19 protein-coding genes are annotated in these 19,426 nt (G+C 48.0%); 9 read left to right on the forward strand and 10 right to left on the reverse strand.

Annotated features, from left to right (window positions below; all coding sequences use genetic code 11):
- Window positions 1-2: 2 nt before the first annotated feature.
- From GWC95_RS19025 to GWC95_RS19050, 6 genes are all read right to left on the reverse strand, one after another.
- On the reverse strand, window positions 3-1,085 hold the full coding sequence (locus GWC95_RS19025) for a porin (protein ID WP_161820290.1): 1,083 nt from the start codon (window positions 1,083-1,085) through the stop codon (window positions 3-5).
- 8 nt (window positions 1,086-1,093) lie between these two features.
- Window positions 1,094-1,651: a potassium-transporting ATPase subunit C gene (locus GWC95_RS19030; RefSeq protein ID WP_161820291.1), complete on the reverse strand. Its 558-nt coding sequence runs from the start codon at window positions 1,649-1,651 to the stop codon at window positions 1,094-1,096.
- 20 nt (window positions 1,652-1,671) lie between these two features.
- A complete protein-coding gene (kdpB, locus tag GWC95_RS19035) occupies window positions 1,672-3,711 on the reverse strand; it encodes a potassium-transporting ATPase subunit KdpB (RefSeq protein ID WP_161820292.1) in 2,040 nt (679 codons plus the stop codon).
- 11 nt (window positions 3,712-3,722) lie between these two features.
- Entirely contained in the window at window positions 3,723-5,423 is a 1,701-nt protein-coding gene (gene kdpA, locus GWC95_RS19040; protein ID WP_161820293.1) for a potassium-transporting ATPase subunit KdpA, read from the reverse strand.
- Window positions 5,424-5,444: 21 nt separating this feature from the next.
- Entirely contained in the window at window positions 5,445-5,522 is a 78-nt protein-coding gene (locus GWC95_RS20095; protein ID WP_161820460.1) for a potassium-transporting ATPase subunit F, read from the reverse strand.
- Window positions 5,523-5,819: 297 nt separating this feature from the next.
- Window positions 5,820-7,151 (reverse strand): sigma-54-dependent transcriptional regulator, encoded by a 1,332-nt coding sequence (locus GWC95_RS19050; protein WP_161820294.1) that lies wholly within the window; start codon window positions 7,149-7,151, stop codon window positions 5,820-5,822.
- A 257-nt stretch (window positions 7,152-7,408) separates the two neighbouring features.
- On the opposite strand from GWC95_RS19050, the gene GWC95_RS19055 reads away from it, so the two are divergent.
- From GWC95_RS19055 to GWC95_RS19065, 3 genes are read left to right on the forward strand one after another with little or no spacing between them, the layout of a single operon-like run.
- On the forward strand, window positions 7,409-7,978 hold the full coding sequence (locus tag GWC95_RS19055; RefSeq protein WP_161820295.1) for a YeeE/YedE family protein: 570 nt from the start codon (window positions 7,409-7,411) through the stop codon (window positions 7,976-7,978).
- A gap of 3 nt (window positions 7,979-7,981) precedes the next feature.
- The gene (locus tag GWC95_RS19060; RefSeq protein ID WP_161820296.1) at window positions 7,982-8,515 is read left to right on the forward strand and encodes a DUF6691 family protein; all 534 of its coding nucleotides are present in this window, start codon (window positions 7,982-7,984) and stop codon (window positions 8,513-8,515) included.
- 48 nt (window positions 8,516-8,563) lie between these two features.
- On the forward strand, window positions 8,564-9,019 hold the full coding sequence (locus tag GWC95_RS19065) for a GNAT family N-acetyltransferase (RefSeq protein WP_161820297.1): 456 nt from the start codon (window positions 8,564-8,566) through the stop codon (window positions 9,017-9,019).
- Between the two features lie 153 nt (window positions 9,020-9,172).
- Here GWC95_RS19065 and GWC95_RS19070 read toward each other — a convergent pair whose 3' ends face one another.
- The 4 genes from GWC95_RS19070 to GWC95_RS19085 all read right to left on the reverse strand — a co-directional run bounded on the left by GWC95_RS19070 (window position 9,173) and on the right by GWC95_RS19085 (window position 15,470).
- Entirely contained in the window at window positions 9,173-9,703 is a 531-nt protein-coding gene (locus GWC95_RS19070; protein WP_161820298.1) for a hypothetical protein, read from the reverse strand.
- A 90-nt stretch (window positions 9,704-9,793) separates the two neighbouring features.
- Entirely contained in the window at window positions 9,794-10,849 is a 1,056-nt protein-coding gene (locus GWC95_RS19075) for an efflux RND transporter periplasmic adaptor subunit (RefSeq protein ID WP_161820299.1), read from the reverse strand.
- Window positions 10,850-10,859: 10 nt separating this feature from the next.
- Window positions 10,860-14,075 (reverse strand): efflux RND transporter permease subunit, encoded by a 3,216-nt coding sequence (locus GWC95_RS19080; RefSeq protein WP_161820300.1) that lies wholly within the window; start codon window positions 14,073-14,075, stop codon window positions 10,860-10,862.
- 6 nt (window positions 14,076-14,081) lie between these two features.
- Window positions 14,082-15,470 carry a TolC family protein gene (locus GWC95_RS19085; protein WP_161820301.1) on the reverse strand — a complete coding sequence of 463 codons (1,389 nt, stop codon included), beginning with the start codon at window positions 15,468-15,470 and terminating at the stop codon, window positions 14,082-14,084.
- Window positions 15,471-15,486: 16 nt separating this feature from the next.
- On the opposite strand from GWC95_RS19085, the gene GWC95_RS19090 reads away from it, so the two are divergent.
- The 6 genes from GWC95_RS19090 to GWC95_RS19115 all read left to right on the forward strand — a co-directional run bounded on the left by GWC95_RS19090 (window position 15,487) and on the right by GWC95_RS19115 (window position 19,401).
- Window positions 15,487-15,639, forward strand: coding sequence for a hypothetical protein (locus tag GWC95_RS19090; protein WP_161820302.1), 153 nt, complete (start codon window positions 15,487-15,489; stop codon window positions 15,637-15,639).
- 439 nt (window positions 15,640-16,078) lie between these two features.
- Window positions 16,079-16,450 carry a hypothetical protein gene (locus GWC95_RS19095; protein WP_161820303.1) on the forward strand — a complete coding sequence of 124 codons (372 nt, stop codon included), beginning with the start codon at window positions 16,079-16,081 and terminating at the stop codon, window positions 16,448-16,450.
- Between the two features lie 46 nt (window positions 16,451-16,496).
- Entirely contained in the window at window positions 16,497-16,691 is a 195-nt protein-coding gene (locus tag GWC95_RS19100; protein WP_161820304.1) for a hypothetical protein, read from the forward strand.
- Between the two features lie 177 nt (window positions 16,692-16,868).
- A complete protein-coding gene (locus tag GWC95_RS19105) occupies window positions 16,869-17,639 on the forward strand; it encodes an MlaE family ABC transporter permease (RefSeq protein WP_161820305.1) in 771 nt (256 codons plus the stop codon).
- Window positions 17,640-17,644: 5 nt separating this feature from the next.
- Window positions 17,645-18,403 (forward strand): ABC transporter ATP-binding protein, encoded by a 759-nt coding sequence (locus GWC95_RS19110; protein WP_161820306.1) that lies wholly within the window; start codon window positions 17,645-17,647, stop codon window positions 18,401-18,403.
- Entirely contained in the window at window positions 18,400-19,401 is a 1,002-nt protein-coding gene (locus tag GWC95_RS19115) for an MlaD family protein (RefSeq protein WP_161820307.1), read from the forward strand. Before GWC95_RS19110 ends, GWC95_RS19115 begins: the two co-directional genes overlap by 4 nt.
- Window positions 19,402-19,426: the final 25 nt, after the last annotated feature.

Genomic DNA, 19,426 nt, shown 5'->3' on the forward strand with positions numbered 1-19,426 from the left:
GTTTAAAAACTTATCGCAAGTGTGGTAGTAAGACTGGCATTGCCAGCTGTTAAACCATTGTTTCTTTTTTCAAAGATTTGATCTTTGCTGTGCAATGTTCTGGCCTCTATACGCCATGTTGCGTTTTCCGCAACTGCATAATCGAAGTTCGCACTAAAACCCCAGGTCTGGAAGCCGTTTGGCGTACCCGAAGCAATGATCACCCCGTTTTTGTCTTGATAATATTCTGCCCGCGCGGCCAGCGTGGACCTGCTACCTGCTGCATATTTAACGATCAATACAGGACTGTACCATGTGTTTGTAGCGGATGAACCTTTTGCTTTTTGTTCTGCACCCATATCAAACCCAATGGTTGCCGCCCAACTTTTACTCAATTGAAATATACCGTAGAAGTTGTGAAAATAGCGCACCTGGCGAACGCTGTCGGGCTTGTCGCTGCCAATAAAACTGCTGGCGTTCAAAGTAATACTTCCGTTTGGTTTGTAAGTAACCTGCGATCCAAAAGCAGGTGTGGTATTGCCGTACACCCTTTCTATTCTCTGCCATCCGTTGAGTATAAGTGCACTTAAAAACCAGTGTTCATTTTTCGAGGTATAGCTAAGCTTCACGCCCGTTTCAAAATAGGGCGAATTGTCTGCCAACATGCTTCGTGTAACGTTCCAGCAATCTTTACCAATGGCGCTCTCAAAGCCTATGTGCGATGGGAATACGCCGGCATCCAGCCATAGATTGGCTTTCCGCGAAAGCTTTACGCCAATATTTGCTTCGTAAATATTTTTTAAGACCCCGCCTTCGGCTGCATAATTCGCATTCATATAAGAGCCTGCGGCCAATGCAACATTCGCCCTTACATTCTCTTTGCTGTACGCAGCTTTTACAAAGCCAAGGTTGAGTGACACTTCGTTGTTTCGGTTGAAACTGTACACAAAAGAAGGCCTTGTGTTACCTGCAGGATTGTTGAAATCATATTGATAATATACTTCCGCATAACCCGATACAGTAAGCGGGCTTTTGTTTACCTGGTCCTGCGCAAGCAGCGACGCGAACGGAATGGCCAGGAGTCCAATTAAAATGATTGTTTTCATCTGTTGATTCATTTGAGTTTATCTAAAGCAATATTGAGTTGTAACACATTTACTTTTTCAATTCCATTCATGACCGATCTTTCTTTTGTGTTACCGATCAGATCGATGAGTTTTTGTTTTGCCATGTTTCTTTCTTTGGCGATCCTTTCTACCTGTACCAGTGCTCCCTGCAAAGAAATATCCGGGTCAAGTCCACTGCCGCTCGCTGTAACCAGGTCTGAAGGGATATCACTCTTTTTGATCGCCGGGTTATGTACCAAAAAGCTGTCTATCCGGTCGCTCACCGTTTTCAGGTAATCCGGGTTTGATGGCCCTTTGTTACTTCCCGATGACCCGGCTGCATTGTACCCCGCCGCCGATGGCCTGCCATTAAAATACCGGTCGGCTGTGAATGATTGGCCCTCCAGCTGGTATCCTGCTTTTTTTCCGTTTGCTGTTACGGTTTGTCCCTCGCCCCTGGCAGGCGCCGCTTGTGCAATGCCTAATATCAGCAGCGTGTATAATCCGCAAAAAACAACAATGCAGGCCAGGGTAAGTTTTATTGCGGGAAAAAGATATTGTTTCATTTTGTTTGTTTTTTTCTTGGTTAGAACCAGTTGGATACAACCATGTCGATTAATTTAATACCGATAAAAGGAATGACCACCCCTCCCAACCCATAGATCAGCAGGTTTCGCCTGAGCAGTGCACTTGCGCCGATGGGTTTATAAGCAACACCACGCAATGCCAACGGGATAAGCAGCGGTATGATGATCGCGTTAAATATCACAGCGGAAAGTATGGCGCTCTCGGGGCTGTGCAGCCGCATGATGTTCAGGCTCTGCAGCGCCGGTATGGAAGCGATAAACAGCGCAGGTACGATCGCGAAATACTTTGCCACATCGTTTGCTATGGAGAAAGTGGTTAACGTTCCTCTTGTCATGAGCAACTGTTTTCCTATCTCCACGATCTCGATGAGTTTGGTGGGATCGTTGTCGAGATCAACCATATTGCCCGCTTCCTTTGCAGCCTGTGTGCCGCTGTTCATCGCTACGCCCACGTCTGCCTGTGCAAGTGCAGGGGCATCGTTTGTGCCATCGCCCATCATGGCAACCAGCTTGCCGCCCTGTTGCTCGCGTTTGATGTAATTCATTTTATCTTCCGGCCTTGCTTCGGCAATAAAATCATCTACGCCCGCTTTTTCTGCAATGAATTTTGCGGTGAGCGGGTTGTCGCCGGTTACCATCACCGTTTTAACACCCATTTTCCGCAGGCGTTCAAAACGTTCATGGATACCGGGTTTGATGATGTCCTGCAACTCGATAACACCCAGCACGATTTCGTTTTCTGTAACCACCAGCGGCGTTCCTCCATTGGATGAGATCTCTTTTACCGTTGCAACCGTTTCCGGAGGAAAGCTGTTGCCCGCTTTTTCAACCAGTGCCTTGATGGAATCAAAAGCGCCTTTGCGGATCCTGGTATTCTCAAAGTCCACGCCTGAACTCCTGGTCTCTGCCGTAAATTTTATAAAGACCGGGTCTTTCAGGATGAGGCCAACCGGGTTCACATCCGAAAGCTCAACAATGGATTTGCCTTCCGGGGTTTCGTCTGCCATCGAGCTCAACACCGCGCATTTTATGAAATGCGTTCTATCTACCCCGTTTGCCTGGTAAAAATGCGTTGCCTTCCTGTTACCGATGGTAATGGTTCCTGTTTTATCCAGCAAAAGGGTATCGAGGTCGCCGGCTGTCTCTACGGCTTTACCACTTTTGGTGATGACGTTTGCGCGAAGGGCGCGGTCCATTCCTGCAATGCCAATTGCACTCAGCAGCCCGCCAATGGTTGTTGGTATCAAACACACGAACAGGGAAATAAACGCCGCGATCGTTATCGGGGTGTTTGCATAATCACCGAATGGTTTCAGCGTAACACATACGATCACAAAAATAAGCGTGAACCCGGCCAGCAGAATCGTCAATGCAATTTCGTTGGGTGTTTTTTGCCTTGATGCGCCTTCGACCAGCGCGATCATTTTATCAAGAAAGCTTTCGCCGGGTTCGGTCGTTACCCTGACCTTGACCTGGTCTGATAACACTTTGGTACCGCCCGTTACAGAACTTTTATCACCGCCCGCTTCCCTGATCACCGGTGCAGATTCGCCCGTGATGGCGCTTTCATCTATGATCGCAATACCTTCAATGATCTCCCCATCCATTGGTATCGTGTCGCCGGCCTCACACAGGAACACATCTCCTTTTTTCAACCTTGAGGAGGGAACGGTTTTAACTTCGTTCAGAAAGATCTCACCAAATGGCTGTACCAGTTTGGCCGGTGTTTCTTCCCGTGTTTTACGAAGCGAATCTGCCTGTGCCTTGCCCCTCGCCTCTGCTATCGCCTCTGCGAAGTTGGCAAACAGTAAGGTGAGTAACAATACCGCGGATACAACAAGGTTGTAAGCGAGGCCGCCCTGGTTGTTTTCGCCGGTGATGATCCAGATGCACACCCCGATCATCACCGCTGTTCCGATCTCCACTGTAAACATTACAGGGTTGCGAAACATGGTTTTTGGGTTCAGTTTGACGAAAGACTGCTTAAGCGCTTCTTTCACCAGGTCGGTTTTGAAAAGTTTATTTGATTTAACTGACATACGATTTGAGTTTATTTCATTCCAAAAAATTCAGCGATCGGCCCGAGTGTCAATGCAGGGAAAAAGGAGAGCGCGGCTACGATAAAGATGACCGCGAAAACCATGATGCCAAATGTGCCGGTATCGGTTTTCAAGGTGCCTGCGCTTTCGGGTACATATTTCTTTTTTGCAAGGATACCCGCAATGGCCAGCGGACCAATGATGGGCAGGAACCTCGAGAGCAACATTACAATACCACAGCTGATGTTCCACCACGGAGTGTTGTCGCCAAGGCCTTCAAAACCGCTTCCATTGTTTGCCGATGAAGATGTGTATTCGTACAACATTTCGCTGAAACCGTGGTTGCCCGGATTGTTGAGCCAACCGGCAAATCTTGCAGGATCATGGGCATAGAGGTAACTGCTGAGGGCAGTACCAACCAGGATAACAAAAGGATGGAGCAGCGCAATGATCGCGGCGATCTTCATTTCTTTTGCTTCGATCTTCTTACCTAAGAATTCAGGTGTACGTCCCACCATCAACCCACTGATGAATACTGCGATGATGATAAAAATGTAGAAGTTCAGAAAGCCCACACCAACACCTCCATAAAATGAATTGATCATCATGCCGAGCATAGCGAACATGCCGGTGAGTGGCGTAAAACTATCGTGCATCGCATTGACCGAACCGTTGGAGGTGCAGGTGGTGGTAATGCCCCAGAAAGCAGATGCCGCAGAACCGAACCTCACTTCTTTTCCCTCCATACTACCCAGTTGCTGGCTGATGCCCAACTTGCTTACGGCAGGGTTGCCCTTCATTTCCTGGATGATGGATGGAACAAGCAGCAACAGGAAACCAGCCGTCATAACAGCCAAAATCATCCATGCCAGCCGCTTTCTCTTAAGTATATAACCAAGCGCAAACAACATGGCAATGGGAATGAGAACAATGCACACATTCTCTACGATGTTGGTAAAATAATTGGGGTTTTCCAAAGGGTGCGCGGAGTTGACACCAAAAAATCCACCCCCGTTGGTTCCTACCTGTTTGATTGCCACCATCGCTGCAGAGGGGCCACGCGAAACATTTACCGTATCCCCTTGCATGGAAATAAACTGGTCCTTTCCTTTAAAGGTCATCGGCGTTCCGTTGAACACAAGGATCACGGCAACAACAATGGATATGGGCAGCAATATCCTGGTACAGCTTTTAATAAAGTAGTTGTAAAAATTTCCCAACCCATCGGTTTGTTTTTCTTTCATGGCCCTGAATACAGCGGCACAGGCAGCCATGCCCGCACCGGCGCTGATAAACTGGAACAGCATAAGCACCAGTTGCCCCATGTAAGAAACACCGGATTCGCCGGAGTAATGCTGGAGGTTTGTATTCGATATAAAACTGATGGAAGTATTGAAGGCAAGATCCGCACTCATGGATGGGTTACCATCAGGATTCAGCGGCAACCATCCCATATTCATCAATACAAACATGGAAAACAGGAACCAGACCAGGTTGATGGTAAGCAAGGCGATGAGGTGTTGCTTCCAGTTCATTTCCTGGGAGGGCCGTACGCCTGCCAGTTTAAAAAATAATTTGTCGAGCGGGTTTAAAATTGCATCGGGCCAGGTTTTTTCTCCATTAAAGACTTTTCCGATGTAACGTCCGAGCGGGATTGCGAGAACGATCATCAGTAAAAACATGGCGATGACCCCAAAAATTTCTGCGTTCATAATTCAGGATTAAGATCAGGTTTAAAATTTCTCCGGCTTTACCAGTACATAAGAGATGTAACAGAAAACCAGGACTGCAATAACAAATAGGATGATCATACAATGGCTGGTTTAGATTTTTTCAAAAAAGTCGATCGCCTTATAAAAAAGTGCAAAACCGGCAAGACCGGCAAGGATCAAAACAAATGTTGACATAAAGTATTTTTTGATGATCCTTTCCTTGTGCCAACGGCATGCCTGCGTTAACGGCACGGGAGGGCCAGAGAGCCAAAATCCTTGGTATCATTGCGTTTGAGCGGGAGAATAAATAAACCGGCGTTTACCTCGCCTGTTAAAACCCTCTCATTTTGAGAGGGTTTATTATCATATTGAGAGAGTGCAACAATAACCGGTTGATCAACCGATCTTGTATTCATCGATCTTGCGGTACAATGTGGCGGTGCCGATGCCGAGGAGTCGTGCGGCTTCTGATTTATTGCCGTTGGTGTGGTTCAATGTTTTTTTGATATGGAGTTTTTCCACCACCGAAAGGTTGAAGGAGCTTTCGGCTTCCCCGTCTGCATTCTGAACATCGGCGGGAAGATTGGCGGATGTAAGTTCTGTGCCATCGCACAGGATAACGGCTCGTTCGATTACGTTTTTAAGTTCGCGGATGTTGCCTTTCCATGCATGTTGCTGTAGATGCAAAAGAAAGTCATCGCTCATACTATGCACACGAAGGTTGGTTTTGGCAGAGAATACATCGAGGTAATATTGTGCAAGCAAGGGAATGTCTTCTTTCCTGTTGCGCAGTGGCGGAAGATGGATCGTGAATATATTCAGCCGGTAGTAAAGGTCTTCCCTGAATTTGCCATCCTTTACATCCTGCGAGAGGTCGCGGTTGGTGGCTGCAATGATCCGTACATCCACCGAAGTAGCTGAGGTATCACCCACCTTGATAAAAGAATGATTTTCTAAAACGCGCAACAGCTTTGCCTGCAGGTCGGCCGGCATATCACCCACCTCGTCCAGGAAAAGTGTTCCCTTATTGGCTTCTTCGAGCAGGCCCGTTTTGTTTTGGTTTGCACCGGTAAACGCACCAGCCTTGTAGCCGAAAAGCTCGCTTTCCAGCAATTCTTTACTCAAGGCGCTGCAATTAAGCGCCTGGAAAGGCTTCGCTGCGCGTGCGCTCTCGTTGTGTATGGCCTGCGCAAAAACCTCTTTCCCGGTGCCGGTTTCGCCCAGCAATAAAATAGTGGCATCGGTGGGCGCGGCCTTGCGTGCCAGTGTGATGGCTTCCTTTATTTCTTTCGACTCGCCAATGATGCTGTTGAACCCATATTGTTTGCTTACTTTCTGTTCGAGCGTATGAATCCTCTTCTGCAGGTTTATTTTTTCCATGGCCCGGCCCAGTAAAGGAATGATCTTTCCATTGTCATCGCCCTTCGTAATATAATCGAAAGCGCCATCCTTCATTGCCTGCACACCGTCGGGGATATTGCCATAGGCGGTTAGCAGGATGATCTCAAGAAAAGGAAATTTTTGTTTAAAGGGCTTCACCACATCAACACCGCTGCCATCGGGGAGTTTAACATCACACAGCAATACATCTACCGCTTCGCTTTCCAGGATCTTTTTCCCGGCCTTGATCGTGCCGGCCTGCAACACGGAAAAACCCTCCAATGAGATAACCCTGCTGAGCAGCCCCCGCAGTTTTCCTTCGTCGTCTATAATAAGTATGGTTCCCATCTGAGGTTTACAGGCAAAGGTATAACTCTTCTGTAAAGCCTTCTCAATTGTTGGTTGCAAACATTTTGAAGGGTGTTGTTCTTGGGGCAACCCGTTCTGTTATGCCCGGCTTTCACCGGTCCTGCCATGATCTTTGGCTTTAACAACCTGATCGATATTCAAGGCGGGTTCAAATCGATAAAAGAAAGCGGACTCTTCCCTATTTCTGAGTACGTTTGCCCATCAACCTTAGCAACAAATTAAAATCTGGTCCTGCTATGCTTTTGTCTATTTTATCATCGCCATGGCCCTGGTACGTGGCCGGCCCGCTGATCGGGTTAATGGTTCCGGCTTTATTATTGATAGGAAATAAGTCTTTTGGAATCTCATCCTCACTGCGCCATGTATGTGCTGCCTGTATACCTGCAAAAATTCCTTTTTTCAAGTACAACTGGAAAAAGGAAACCTGGAACCTGGTTTTTGTTGCCGGCATTTTACTGGGCGGTTTTGTCGCAATGCAATTTCTCAACGATCCCGCTGAAGTACATGTGGATGCGAGGCTTGCCGGTGAACTCGAAAAATATGGCATCAGCAACTTCCATGGTTTGGTGCCGGCTGACTTATTTAACTGGAAAAGCCTTCTAACGCCGAGGGGATTTATTATGATGGTGATCGGCGGCTTTATGGTAGGTTTCGGAACACGGTATGCAGGTGGTTGTACAAGTGGTCATGCCATCATGGGTCTCAGCAGCCTTCAATGGCCCTCGCTTTTAGCTACCGTAAGCTTTATGGCCGGCGGTTTTATCATGGCAAACCTGGTCCTGCCTTTTATTCTAAAACTGATTTGATCTATGACAACAGGAAAAAACAAAGCCGAAAAAAAACATCACCAGTTTCTCACAAAGAATACCGACTTCGAGGTCCGCTCCCTCGATACCATTTGTGTAAACGAAAGCGAGCTGTCACACCCCTGGTGGTACAACGGAAAATACCTGCTGGCCGGCATTATTTTCGGAATTATTTTGGTAAAGGCGGAGGTGATATCGTGGTTCCGTATCCAGGAAATGTTCAGGTTGCAAAGTTTTCACATGTTCGGGGTGATTGGTTCGGCAGTTTTGGTTGGGATGATCAGTGTTGGCCTGATAAAAAGATACAGGATCAAAACCATCTATGGCGAACCCATTGAAATTCCTAAAAAAGAGTTCAGCCGCGGACAGGTTTACGGCGGATTGATCTTTGGATTTGGCTGGGCGCTTACCGGTGCCTGTCCCGGCCCGCTATTTGCCCAGATCGGGACAGGTGCAACCGTGATACTGGTTTCACTGCTCAGTGCTGTTGCCGGCACGTGGGTATATGGCCGGTACAGGTCATCCCTGCCCCATTAAAAAGTTCATCCTTTGGTGTGCACAGCATTGACCACTTCATAGAATATTATGCCCGATATCTTATACACAGAAGCAACCGAACGTGAGGTGGCAGCGATTGCCAAATTGCGCGCAGTAAACTCTGGCAATGAAGAACATTGGAAGGAGAGAATAACGGGCTATCACAACGGCCTTATTCACCCGCAGAAAGCAAAACCGGAAAGAACAATTTTGATTGCTTCTCACCAATCCGAGGTCATTGGATGGATCGCAGGACACCTGACCGAACGTTTCAATTGCGACGGAGAACTGCAGTGGCTTGATGTTCGTTCGGATTATCGAAGGAAGGGCATCGCTTCTACATTATGGAATGAGCTGTCTGAATGGTTTATAAAAAACAATTCTTACAAGATCTGCGTGGACCCCGGGAATGAAGAAGCACGGAAATTTTATGCAAACAACGGTGCGGCCAACCTGGATGATCATTGGATGTATTGGCCGGACATCAGGGAAGCCAGGAAATAAAAGTTGACGTCATCATAAACGAACGGATCAAAAAAATGCCGGAAGATTGCTCTTCCGGCTGCCTTTAAAAACCGGGCGTTGAAACGCCTGTTTGCTTCGGCCCGTCCGAAGTAGTTTTCACAGGTTGCTTTCCCGTGAGAGGCTTGCAAAATGCTATAACCAACCGATGAAGCGGAACTTGTGTGTTGCCTTATCCTTTTTCATAATCGAGCTTGTCCACGGAAGGTGTTTTATTTTTTCAACAAATGCCTTATTGGAATGGTAAACATCCAACAGGTTCTTCCTGGAAAGCGGGTGCAATGGCGAAACCGCGTCAACGCTAAAATAGAGCGGCTGTGTTGTTAAACAGGCAACGCAGACCGGTACGCTGTACAGACAGATCTTATTTGTGCTTTCCACTCGGTAACCCTCTTCATTATAGAGGCGCCAGTCAACCCCTTCTTTTCTGTATCCCCACAACTGGTCGAAATAAAACCGCGTGGTGCTATCACGTTGTTTGATCACGATATACCCGCGTTTGTTGTCGAGCAACTTCTCATCATCCGAACTTGTAAACCCATGGCTCACTATGCCCGCTTCAAAGTCTTTTGCCGTTAGGTACACGCCGTTTTCAGGACGCTTCCGTATGGTTTGCCCCTGCGCCATATTGGCCAGCAATAAGAGAAGAACTACAAGGTTTTTCATATTATGGCCTTTTGTTTTTTAAGAAATTAGCCCTGCCAGGAATAGCAGGGCTGTTGCAAATAATACTACAACATGAGATTTCTTCATGAATCAATTCATTTCATCGGTTGCATTGATAATCACTTTATCGCCGGGCGCAAGATTTCCATAGATCTCAACTTTATCTGCCGCCTGGTTACCTGTGGTTACGTCAACTTTTTTGGGTTTTCCATTGTCGAGGGTTAAAACATATTTTCGTTCAGTAGAAGTAACCACCGCAGACCGCGGCACCCAAAGCGCCTGTACATTTCCTTTGGAGTAGAGAAAAACATCTGCATACATTCCTGGCGACAGACCCAATTTTGTATTTGGCACATCGATCTCCATCCTTTCGCTCCTGTACTGTGCATTGATGTTCATGGACCGCCTGCTGATAAAACCTGTAAGCCTTTTGCCCTGAAGCGCACTTACGTAAAAAGAAACGGTGTCTTTGTTTTTGAGGTTGGCGGCAATGGCTTCGGGTACGTCTACCTGCAAACGGAGATGGTCGGTCTGCTTTAATTCAAGCATCGGTTTATCTTTCGATGCAGAACTTACCAATGCACCTGGATGCACGTTCCTTTCCGTTATTGTTCCGCTGAAGGGTGCCGAAACCCGCAGGTAGCCGGTCATGGTTTGCTGCATTTGCCAGTTCGCCTTCTCTGCATTACTGATCATACTGTCGGCTTCCACCTTTGAGCGCGCATTGGAAAGTTCCATGGGAGAAATGGCACCGGGTGTTTGAGAGGCTTCCAGCAAACGCATATAGCGGTCCTTGCTGATGGTGTAATCGGTGCGGGTACGCGCATATTTTTCCTTTGCCTGGAGAACGGATTGTTCCAGTTCCGGCGCTTCTAGGATCATCAGCACCATTCCCCGTGAGACTTTTGATCCCACATCTACACCGACCGTTTTTACATAACCGTTCACCTTGGGAAAAATGCTCACTTCCTGGAAAGCAGCCAGCTGTGCAGGCAGTTTCACAACAGTAGATACCCCACCGCTCTCAACCGTCGCAGTTTGGTAGCCAGGCGCCACAGGAGCTGCCTTCTCTGCTTTTTTTTCTTTTTTATCTGAGCAGGAAGATAGGGTCACAAGAAAAACAAAAATTACAAAACAATATTTCATGGGATTTATTTTAGGAATTGACAGATTCAGGTAAGAGCGAAACGGATTGAAAACCGGAACGTTGCCGCACCCAGCCGTATACCAGGGGCACTATGTAGAGCGCCGCGAATGTGGAAGCGATCAGCCCGCCAATTACAGCCCGCCCCAGCGGTGCAGATTGATCACCTGCTTCGCCAAGTCCACTGGCCATCGGTATCATACCGGCGATCATGGCCAGGCTCGTCATCAGGATCGGCCGCAAACGTATACCGGCGGCAACCGTTGCGGCTTTGAATGGATCCCTGTAGGAAAGACGCAATGCTTCAGCGTTGGTAACAATCAGGATCGCATTGGCCACCGATACGCCCGTGCTCATAATGATACCCATATAAGACTGGAGGTTAAGCGTAGCGCCTGTTGCCAGCAACAGGATCATCGCACCCAATAACACGGCAGGGATGGTTGACAATACGGCGAGCGCAACGCCAAAGGATTGATAGTTTGCCGTAAGCAACAAAAGAATAACGATGATCGCAACCAGCAAGCCCGTCTGTAAAGAATCGAGGGTTTCTGTTAGCAGCGAGGACATCCCTTTTATTTCAGGAACAAGCCCGCGCGGGGGTTCACCCAGCAAAGCAATTGTTCTTTGAACCGCTCCTGTTGCCGTACCAAGGTCTTTTTTAAAAACGTTTGCGCTTACGGTTAAAAATCTTCGTGGCCCGGCCCTGTCGTATTCCCCGGGCAAAGTATCGATCACTAATTGGGCTATATCGGAAAGCACAGGTCTTGCTTTTCCTTTCACCAGCGGAATAGATTGCAATTGCTCAAGGGAGTTCATCAAATACTCCGGAACCTGAACCTGCACCTGGTAAGTATAGGCCACTTTTGTATCAAGCCATTGAACCTTTTCTGTGAAGCGGCTCGATGAAGTTGCGTCGGTTATACTTCTCGCAACCTCCGGAAGATTCAGACCCATTTGCGCAAGACGAAACCTGTCGATAGTGATTCTGACCGTAGGAAAATGCAGGGGCTGTGCGATCTGCACATCACGCAGGTAGCTGATCTGTTTGAGGGAATCAACAAGGCGTTCAGCATACTTCTTTATATCATCAAAATTTTTGCCTGCAACGCGGACCTCTACTGGGGTGGCCGCTCCCTGCGCCATGATCTTTTCTGTGAGCTCTATCGGTTCAAAAGAAATATCTACGGAAGGATATGCCGCTTTGATACTGGCGCGCAGCTTGTCTTTTAACTCGTCGAGGTTTGCATGATAATCCTCCGCCAGGTTGATTTGCAGGATGGCCTCATGTGTACCGCTGTTGAAAATGTAAAGGTTGCTGGAACCATAACTGCTCGGGATCAATCCTACATAGGCCGAGCTCACAGACACATTCCCGCCAACGGTAGAATCTATCACACCGAGAATTCCTTTTACGGCGCGTTCCGTATGCTCCAGCCTTGTACCGTCTGGCTCTTTGATGCGTAGCTGCAGCTGGCCATTGTTTGTTTTGGGTAACAGGTCCTTCCCAATCACCACATAACAAATACCTGCCGCAACCAGGGAAAGCACAAGGTAAAGTGGTACGATCCACCGCCGCTTTGGCATCCAATGATGGAGCTGGTGTCCCAATTTCACCTTGATGCGCGAGAAGAACCCATTTTCTTCCGGATGAATTCTATCCTGTTTCTCATGGTCTACCACTTCGGCAATCTCCCCTTCATCGAGCGATAAACCAGCGTGTGCCTGGTCAGTGGGGTGATGATACTTTTGAAACATACCCTCCTTAAGCAGCCAGTTGGAAATAACCGGCACCAGGGTTTGGGCAGCGATGAATGAAATGATCATGGCAAAGCCGATCGACAACGACAAAGGAAGGAACATGGCTTTGGGTACACCCGTCATAACAAAAGATGGCGCGAATACGGCCAGGATACAAAGCAGGATCAGCAGCAAAGGAAAAGAGATCTCTTCACAGGCATCCCTGATGGCGAGCCGTTTTGGTTTACCCATTTCAAGGTGCTGATGAATGTTCTCTATCGTAACCGTGGCCTGGTCTACCAAAACACCTATCGCCAGGGCAAGTCCGCTCAAGGTCATGATATTGATGGTTTGTCCGCACAGGTTAAGAAACAGCATGGTGCTGATCACCGCAACAGGAATGGTGATCACTACCACCAGGCTGCTTCTCCAGTCCTTCAAAAAAAGCAATACCATGAGCCCGGTAAGAATGGCACCCAGTATTCCTTCTGTCATCAGGCTTTTAACCGCATTGATCACAAAAACCGATTGGTCAAATTCATAACTCACGTTCACATCCTCCGGTAGCAGGCTTTTCATTTCGGGGATCTTTCCCTTTAGTTGCTGAACAACATCCCAGGTGGATGCATCCGCTGTTTTTACCACGGGGATATAAACCGAGCGTTTGCCGTTGATCAATGCGTAATCTACCGTAATGTCTGAAGCGTCCGCAACAGTAGCTACATCATGAATAAAAACAGAAGCAGCACCATTTGTAGTAACGGGTATGTCTTCGAAATGCTGTACTTTTTCTTCCAGCGAGTTGAGCGTCGTTACATACATCAGGCTATCGATCCGGATATTACCGGATGGTGTGATGGTATTGTTCCTCGTAATGGATTCGACAACCTGGTCTGGTGAAATATTGAACCTGCGTAATTTCTCAGGATCTACGCTGATCACTATCGATCTTGAATTGGCCCCGAACGGCGGCGGCGCCGATAAGCCCGGTACCGTTGAGAACATCGACCGCACACGGGTTACCGCCAGGTCATAGATCTCTTTGAGCGATTTTGTCGGGCTGCTGAAAACAAGCTGCCCCACCGGCAAGGATGATGCATCAAAACGCAACACCTGTGGAGGCAGCGCACCTGCGGGAAAAAATTTGGCGGCCCTGTTTACCTGTAGAGCCACCTGCGCCGCAGCTTCCGCCATATCGGTGCTCTCGTAAAAACTAAGTTTGATGAGGGTCAACCCCTGTATGTTTTTACTTTCCATGTTCTTAATACCATTTACATACAGGAACTGGTCCTGTAAACGCGTGGCAAAAAAACCTTCCATCTGCTGGGGCGACATGCCGCCGTAGGATTCGATCACGTATATCGTAGGCAGGTTCAACTTTGGAAATATATCTATTGGTATTGTTCGGATGGCCATGACCGAGAACATCAACAACCCAGTAAAAAGCACCAATACAGTGATTGGCCTTTTTAACGCTGCTCTTACCATGAGTAATTATTTAATGGTTTGAATAAATTGGGAAAGGTTGCCGGTGGCAGCGGCTTTTTCCAGTTGCGAAAGGTTCCAGTCGCTCAATGTTTCAATGTAGTCGGTCTGGGATCGATACAAAACAAAAGAAGCATTGGTAAGGTCTACCAGTGATATGATCCCCGCCCTGTACTGCGCTAATTTTTGCGCATAGGTTTCTTTTGCGGATTGTAACTGCACCGGTAATTCTGCGAGATTTGCGCGTACCGTGGCGAGCGCATTGTTTGCCTGTAATTCGTTCAGCCGCAAAGCGGATTTCTGTTGTTCAAGCTCAAACTCACTGGCTTGCAACTGGTATCGGTTAACGGCCAGCTTATCTCGCCGGTACATTCCATTGAACAGGTTATACGTGAAGGCAACACCCAACCCGTAGTTAAAGCGCTGGAAGCCCAGACCCGTTGACAGCGATTTGTACTGGTCGTTGAATTGGATGCTCGATCCCCTTGCCCATACCGACCCCGCCAATATGATCTTTGGCAGGTAGCTTTTCCGTATCAGGAACGCATTGGCCTGCAGCATTTTCGTCTTTGCAACAAAGTAATCCAGCAATGGGTTGTGGAGCGTATCCATCCGGTAATCGTACCACACAGGTTTGCGGTCCATCGGGTTTCCCTGTAAGGTATCCAGCTGTATTTCCGCTGCAGGTATGCCCGTCAGGTAGCTCAATTGTTCTTTCAGTTGACCCATCCTTCCCATGGACTGGTTGAAAATGATCTTTGTCCTGGATAACTCCGCTTTTGTAAGTGAAGAATCCGAACCCGGTTTCAGGCCACTCAGCGTCAGCGCCCGAATTACACTGTAAATCTGTTCGTAGCGCTGGATGTTCTGTCTGTCGGCCTCCAGGCGGTACTGGTTCTTAAGCACCGAAAAATACAGGCGCGCAACTTCCAGCTGCAGGAAATACAATTCTTTTTTCAGGTCCGATTCCTGCACATCCACAAACGATTTTGCGTACTGCAGTTTCGCGTCATTGAGGCCAAAATTCAGGAGTTCGTATTCACTGTATACAACACCCATATTGGTTGTGGCGGCGTTCCACCTGTTTTCGTTGCGCACACCTGCGGATGTGGAGGGCGTGATACCAAAAGTGAAAAAGCTGCCCGCCAGAGAATTGTCTGATGCAAGCGTAAGTTGTTCGCTCGCCCTTACCTGTGGAAGAAAGGAATGTTTGGTTTCATTAACAGATGCTTTTGCCGCCGCTACAAGCGCCTGCTTCTGTTTCAATACCGGCAGGTTTTTATTGGAGGCATCCACGAGGTCCTGTAATGAGTATTTTTTTTGTGCAAATAGAAATAAGGCAGGAAACAGGCACACAGCTGTAACCACCACACACTTTCCTGGATAGAAAGTTGCCATACTCGAAATGTTTAGAATGAGAAATGTTATTGCTGATCAGTTTCAGGCAACAACAGGGGGGCCGCGTAATGCGTGGGAGGAAAGGAAGACAAAAGAATACAAATTACCCGGTGCCAATGCCGAAGGTTTGAGCCTGGCATACACAACAGAAACCAGCGGCAGGTCGTGAAAAATAACCGGGATACTGGAAGGCTGAAACCTTTTGTTTAACCGGATCTTACTTTTTGGTACGGAAGTGCCCGCATCCTGTTTCAGGTTCGCGGTTCGGGCAGCGCCCGCTTGTACAAAACCCGACGCCTGGTGGTGAACGGGCTGCTTCTGGGCAATGTCAAGGTTGAAAAAGATCTGTACAGCAAAGAATGCCAGGTAAAAACACGTTACCGGCAATTTTATAGCCCAACCGAACAACCTGCTTCGGAACAATACCATTGACTTTGCTGATTTGGAAAGGCTAAGCTATGAAAAAAGGGCAAATACCAGAAAAACAAGGGAAATGGAAAGGATGCAACATTCAAACTGCTGTACGTACATTCTCCGGCAATTCACATGACGAGAATCAGGATGGACGGTTTGGATAATCCGGGTCTCCCTTTCTATCTTTACACCGCATGAAATTCGCTGCCCATATACTTTCCCTGCTGATGCTCTGCATGATGGCCCAGCCATTGCTGATCGAGTGCCAGGCAAAAAGCATTAAAGCTGCGGCCAAAACACATTGCGGTAAAAATTGCCACAAAAAAAAGAAGGAACCTGCCGGCGAAAGGAAATCATGCAACAGCGATAAAAACAAGGAATGCGACCGCACCAGCTCCTGCAACCCTTTTGCAGCCTGCTCGCAATGCCAGTATATGGGTTCGTCGAAATACGACTGTTCAAACAGCTTGGTCGTTGTAAAGAAAGACCAACACCCTGCTCCGGGCGATACCCTCTCACCCGGTTTCGGCAACAATTGCTGGCAGCCCCCGGAATGGGTGGTATAGCAAAAATGTTCAGCAAATACTATTCAAATCATTCAAAAAACATACAATGAAAAAAATTCTCATGGGCATGATCGCCCTCATGTTAATAGGCAACGCATCATTTGCATCTGGTGAAAAAGCTCCTGCTAAAAAAACAAAAGCAAAAACCGAATGCAAAAAATCTGATTGCAGCAAAGACAAGAAAGATTGCAAGGATAAAAAGGACTGCACAAAAGTGTGCACTTCTCCTTGCAACAAATAAGCAGTTTGCTTAGCTAAACGCCCGCCGGTTTGCCGGCGGGTTTTTTTTGCCCCGAAAGAACGAAAGTCGAACAGTTGCGAACCTGAACGACCTATCCGGGCCGATATTGACGGATGTCATCGCCACTGTTGATGCTCATCACTCCTTTCCGAACCAATCCTTGTCATATTTGTGATCATGGAACGGTCCGGATCAGCAAAAAAATTTTTCAACGAAGCAGGCGAACTCGCTGCATTCACAGGCAGGTTCATGTTCCAGTGGTTTCGTCCCAGGCGTGAATCGGCAGAATTTTTAAGGCAATGCTATGTGATCGGGTACCGATCCCTCTCTCTTGTAGGTTTAACGGCATTCATCATGGGACTCGTACTCACCATGCAGCTCCGTCCATCGATGCTGGAATATGGTGCAGAATCGCAGCTTCCTGCCATCATCGGGATCGCGATCGTACGCGAGATCGGCCCTGTGATCACGGCCCTGATCTTTGCAGGGAAAATCGGGTCAAGCATCGGCGCTGAACTTGGTTCAATGAAGGTGAGCGAGCAGATAGATGCGATGGAAGTAAGCGGTACCAATCCCTTCAAATACCTTGTTGTAACCAGGATCATGGCCTCGATGTGCATGCTCCCCATCCTCACTTCGCTCGGCGATGCGGTGTCGTTGTATGGCGCTTATCTCGGCATCAACATCCGGGGCAATACGAGTTTCCACCTGTTCTGGTCGCAGGTATTCGAAAACCTTTCTTTCAGTGATGTGGTTCCCGCTTTTATCAAAACATTTTTCTTCGGCTTCGCTGTAGCGGTAGTGGGTTGTTACAAAGGCTACAACAGCAGCAAAGGCACCGCGGGCGTTGGAAGCAGTGCGAACTCGGCAGTGGTGGTTTCTTCTATTTTTATTTTCATCATCGACCTTCTTGCCGTTCAGGTCACAGACCTTCTGGGTTTCAACTGATCAATATGGAGAAAAAAGAAAAGGTGATAGAGATCCGCAACCTGTACAAGGCATTTGGCGACAACGCGGTGCTTGAAGATTTCAGTATGGATCTGTACGACGGGGAAAACCTTGTTGTATTGGGCAAATCCGGCTCGGGTAAATCTGTATTGATCAAATGCATCATCGGATTGCTCAGGCCCGATGCGGGATCGATCACGGTACTTGGTAAAGACATAAGCAAACTAAACCATGCACAACTCGATGAGCTACGCGTGCACGTTGGTTTTCTTTTTCAAAGCAATGCCTTGTACGATTCCATGACGGTGCGCGCCAACCTTGAATTCCCGATGCGGCGCCACCGGTTCACAGGATCGCCAAAAGAGATGGAAAGACTGATACTGGAATCACTGGACGATGTGGGCCTTGCACATACGATCGACATGATGCCCGAGGAATTATCCGGCGGCATGCGCAAACGCATTGCGCTGGCCCGCACGCTGATCCTCCGGCCAGACATCATCCTATACGACGAGCCAACCACCGGGCTCGACCCCATCACGGCGCAGGAAATCATACGGCTGATGATGAAGATCAAGGAAAAATACAACACCGCCTCGATCATCATTTCGCACGACATGAACTGCGTTGAAGAAACAGCCGACCGCGTGGTTATGCTCATCGACCGGAAATGTTATGCACAGGGAACTTTTCAGTCGCTAAAAGATTACAGCGACCCGAAAGTGAATTCATTTTTTCAACCAAAAAGATTACTGTCATTATGAAACCCATATCAGGCCATATCAAACTCGGCATATTCGTGATCGCAGGACTGGCTTTTCTCGTTTTATTGCTTTACATGATCGGCCGCAACCAAAACCTGTTTGGTTCTCATCTTACCATAAAAGCCGTGTTCACCGACGCAGACGGATTGAAACCGGGAAACAATGTTCGTTATGCGGGTATTGAAATCGGTACGGTAACCTATGTACATTTTCTGTCAGACACAACCGTAGAAGTTGCCATGACCGTTGCCACCCAGGCGGCCAGCGTAATACACAGGAACGCTGTTGCTTCTGTTGGAACCGATGGCCTCGTGGGCAACCGCATCCTGAACATCAAACCCGGTGAAAGTGGGGCGCAGACGATACGCGACGGCGACTATCTTTCAACAAAACCAAAAGTAAACCTTGACAATGCCCTGCAAACCCTCTCGCACACCAATGATGATGTAGCGGAAATAGCGGAGCAGTTAAAGACCACGGTCAGGAAGATCAATGAAAGCACGGCCCTGTGGAAGTTGCTCAACGACCGCAGCATTCCGCTGCACCTGCAAACGGCGCTCCGTAACATCGCTACGGTTACAGCGCGCGCCAACAACATAGCAGGCACCATGGAAACCGCAGTGGCAGATGCAAAGAATGGCAAAGGACTACTGGCCACCCTCCTCTACGATACGGCCATATCGGTTGAATTAAAAAGAACGGTGATGCAATTCAGGAAACTGGGAACATCGGCGGATTCGCTGGTTGGAATTGTCCAGGGATCGGTGAACGGTTTGAATGCGGAGCTCATGCATGGCAAAGGTGTGGCGCATGATCTGATCAGGGATACCTCACTTGCGGGCAGGCTTGCCCGCAGCCTGCAGAACATCGAAAAAGGTACGGATGGTTTTAACCAGAACATGGAAGCGCTGAAACACAACTTTCTCTTCAGCGGTTATTTCAAGAAACTGGAAAAACAGCGGCTTGCTGAGGAAAAAAAGAAGAACAATAAAAAATAGGGAGATACGGAAAGGATGTGCGCGG

This window comes from Sediminibacterium roseum, assembly GCF_009939005.1.
Lineage (GTDB): Bacteria > Bacteroidota > Bacteroidia > Chitinophagales > Chitinophagaceae > Sediminibacterium > Sediminibacterium roseum.

Coding starts and splice junctions, on each gene's coding strand:
- GWC95_RS19110 (WP_161820306.1), top strand. CDS start 17,645: ATGGAGAAAAAAGAAAAGGTGATAGAGATCCGCAACCTGTACAAGGCA.
- GWC95_RS19070 (WP_161820298.1), bottom strand. CDS start 9,703: ATGAAAAACCTTGTAGTTCTTCTCTTATTGCTGGCCAATATGGCGCAG.
- GWC95_RS19100 (WP_161820304.1), top strand. CDS start 16,497: ATGAAAAAAATTCTCATGGGCATGATCGCCCTCATGTTAATAGGCAAC.
- GWC95_RS19115 (WP_161820307.1), top strand. CDS start 18,400: ATGAAACCCATATCAGGCCATATCAAACTCGGCATATTCGTGATCGCA.
- GWC95_RS19095 (WP_161820303.1), top strand. CDS start 16,079: ATGAAATTCGCTGCCCATATACTTTCCCTGCTGATGCTCTGCATGATG.
- GWC95_RS19065 (WP_161820297.1), top strand. CDS start 8,564: ATGCCCGATATCTTATACACAGAAGCAACCGAACGTGAGGTGGCAGCG.
- GWC95_RS20095 (WP_161820460.1), bottom strand. CDS start 5,522: ATGATCATCCTATTTGTTATTGCAGTCCTGGTTTTCTGTTACATCTCT.
- kdpB (WP_161820292.1), bottom strand. CDS start 3,711: ATGTCAGTTAAATCAAATAAACTTTTCAAAACCGACCTGGTGAAAGAA.
- GWC95_RS19025 (WP_161820290.1), bottom strand. CDS start 1,085: ATGAAAACAATCATTTTAATTGGACTCCTGGCCATTCCGTTCGCGTCG.
- GWC95_RS19105 (WP_161820305.1), top strand. CDS start 16,869: ATGGAACGGTCCGGATCAGCAAAAAAATTTTTCAACGAAGCAGGCGAA.
- GWC95_RS19085 (WP_161820301.1), bottom strand. CDS start 15,470: ATGGCAACTTTCTATCCAGGAAAGTGTGTGGTGGTTACAGCTGTGTGC.
- kdpA (WP_161820293.1), bottom strand. CDS start 5,423: ATGAACGCAGAAATTTTTGGGGTCATCGCCATGTTTTTACTGATGATC.
- GWC95_RS19060 (WP_161820296.1), top strand. CDS start 7,982: ATGACAACAGGAAAAAACAAAGCCGAAAAAAAACATCACCAGTTTCTC.
- GWC95_RS19090 (WP_161820302.1), top strand. CDS start 15,487: ATGAGAAATGTTATTGCTGATCAGTTTCAGGCAACAACAGGGGGGCCG.
- GWC95_RS19055 (WP_161820295.1), top strand. CDS start 7,409: ATGCTTTTGTCTATTTTATCATCGCCATGGCCCTGGTACGTGGCCGGC.
- GWC95_RS19050 (WP_161820294.1), bottom strand. CDS start 7,151: ATGGGAACCATACTTATTATAGACGACGAAGGAAAACTGCGGGGGCTG.
- GWC95_RS19030 (WP_161820291.1), bottom strand. CDS start 1,651: ATGAAACAATATCTTTTTCCCGCAATAAAACTTACCCTGGCCTGCATT.
- GWC95_RS19080 (WP_161820300.1), bottom strand. CDS start 14,075: ATGGTAAGAGCAGCGTTAAAAAGGCCAATCACTGTATTGGTGCTTTTT.
- GWC95_RS19075 (WP_161820299.1), bottom strand. CDS start 10,849: ATGAAATATTGTTTTGTAATTTTTGTTTTTCTTGTGACCCTATCTTCC.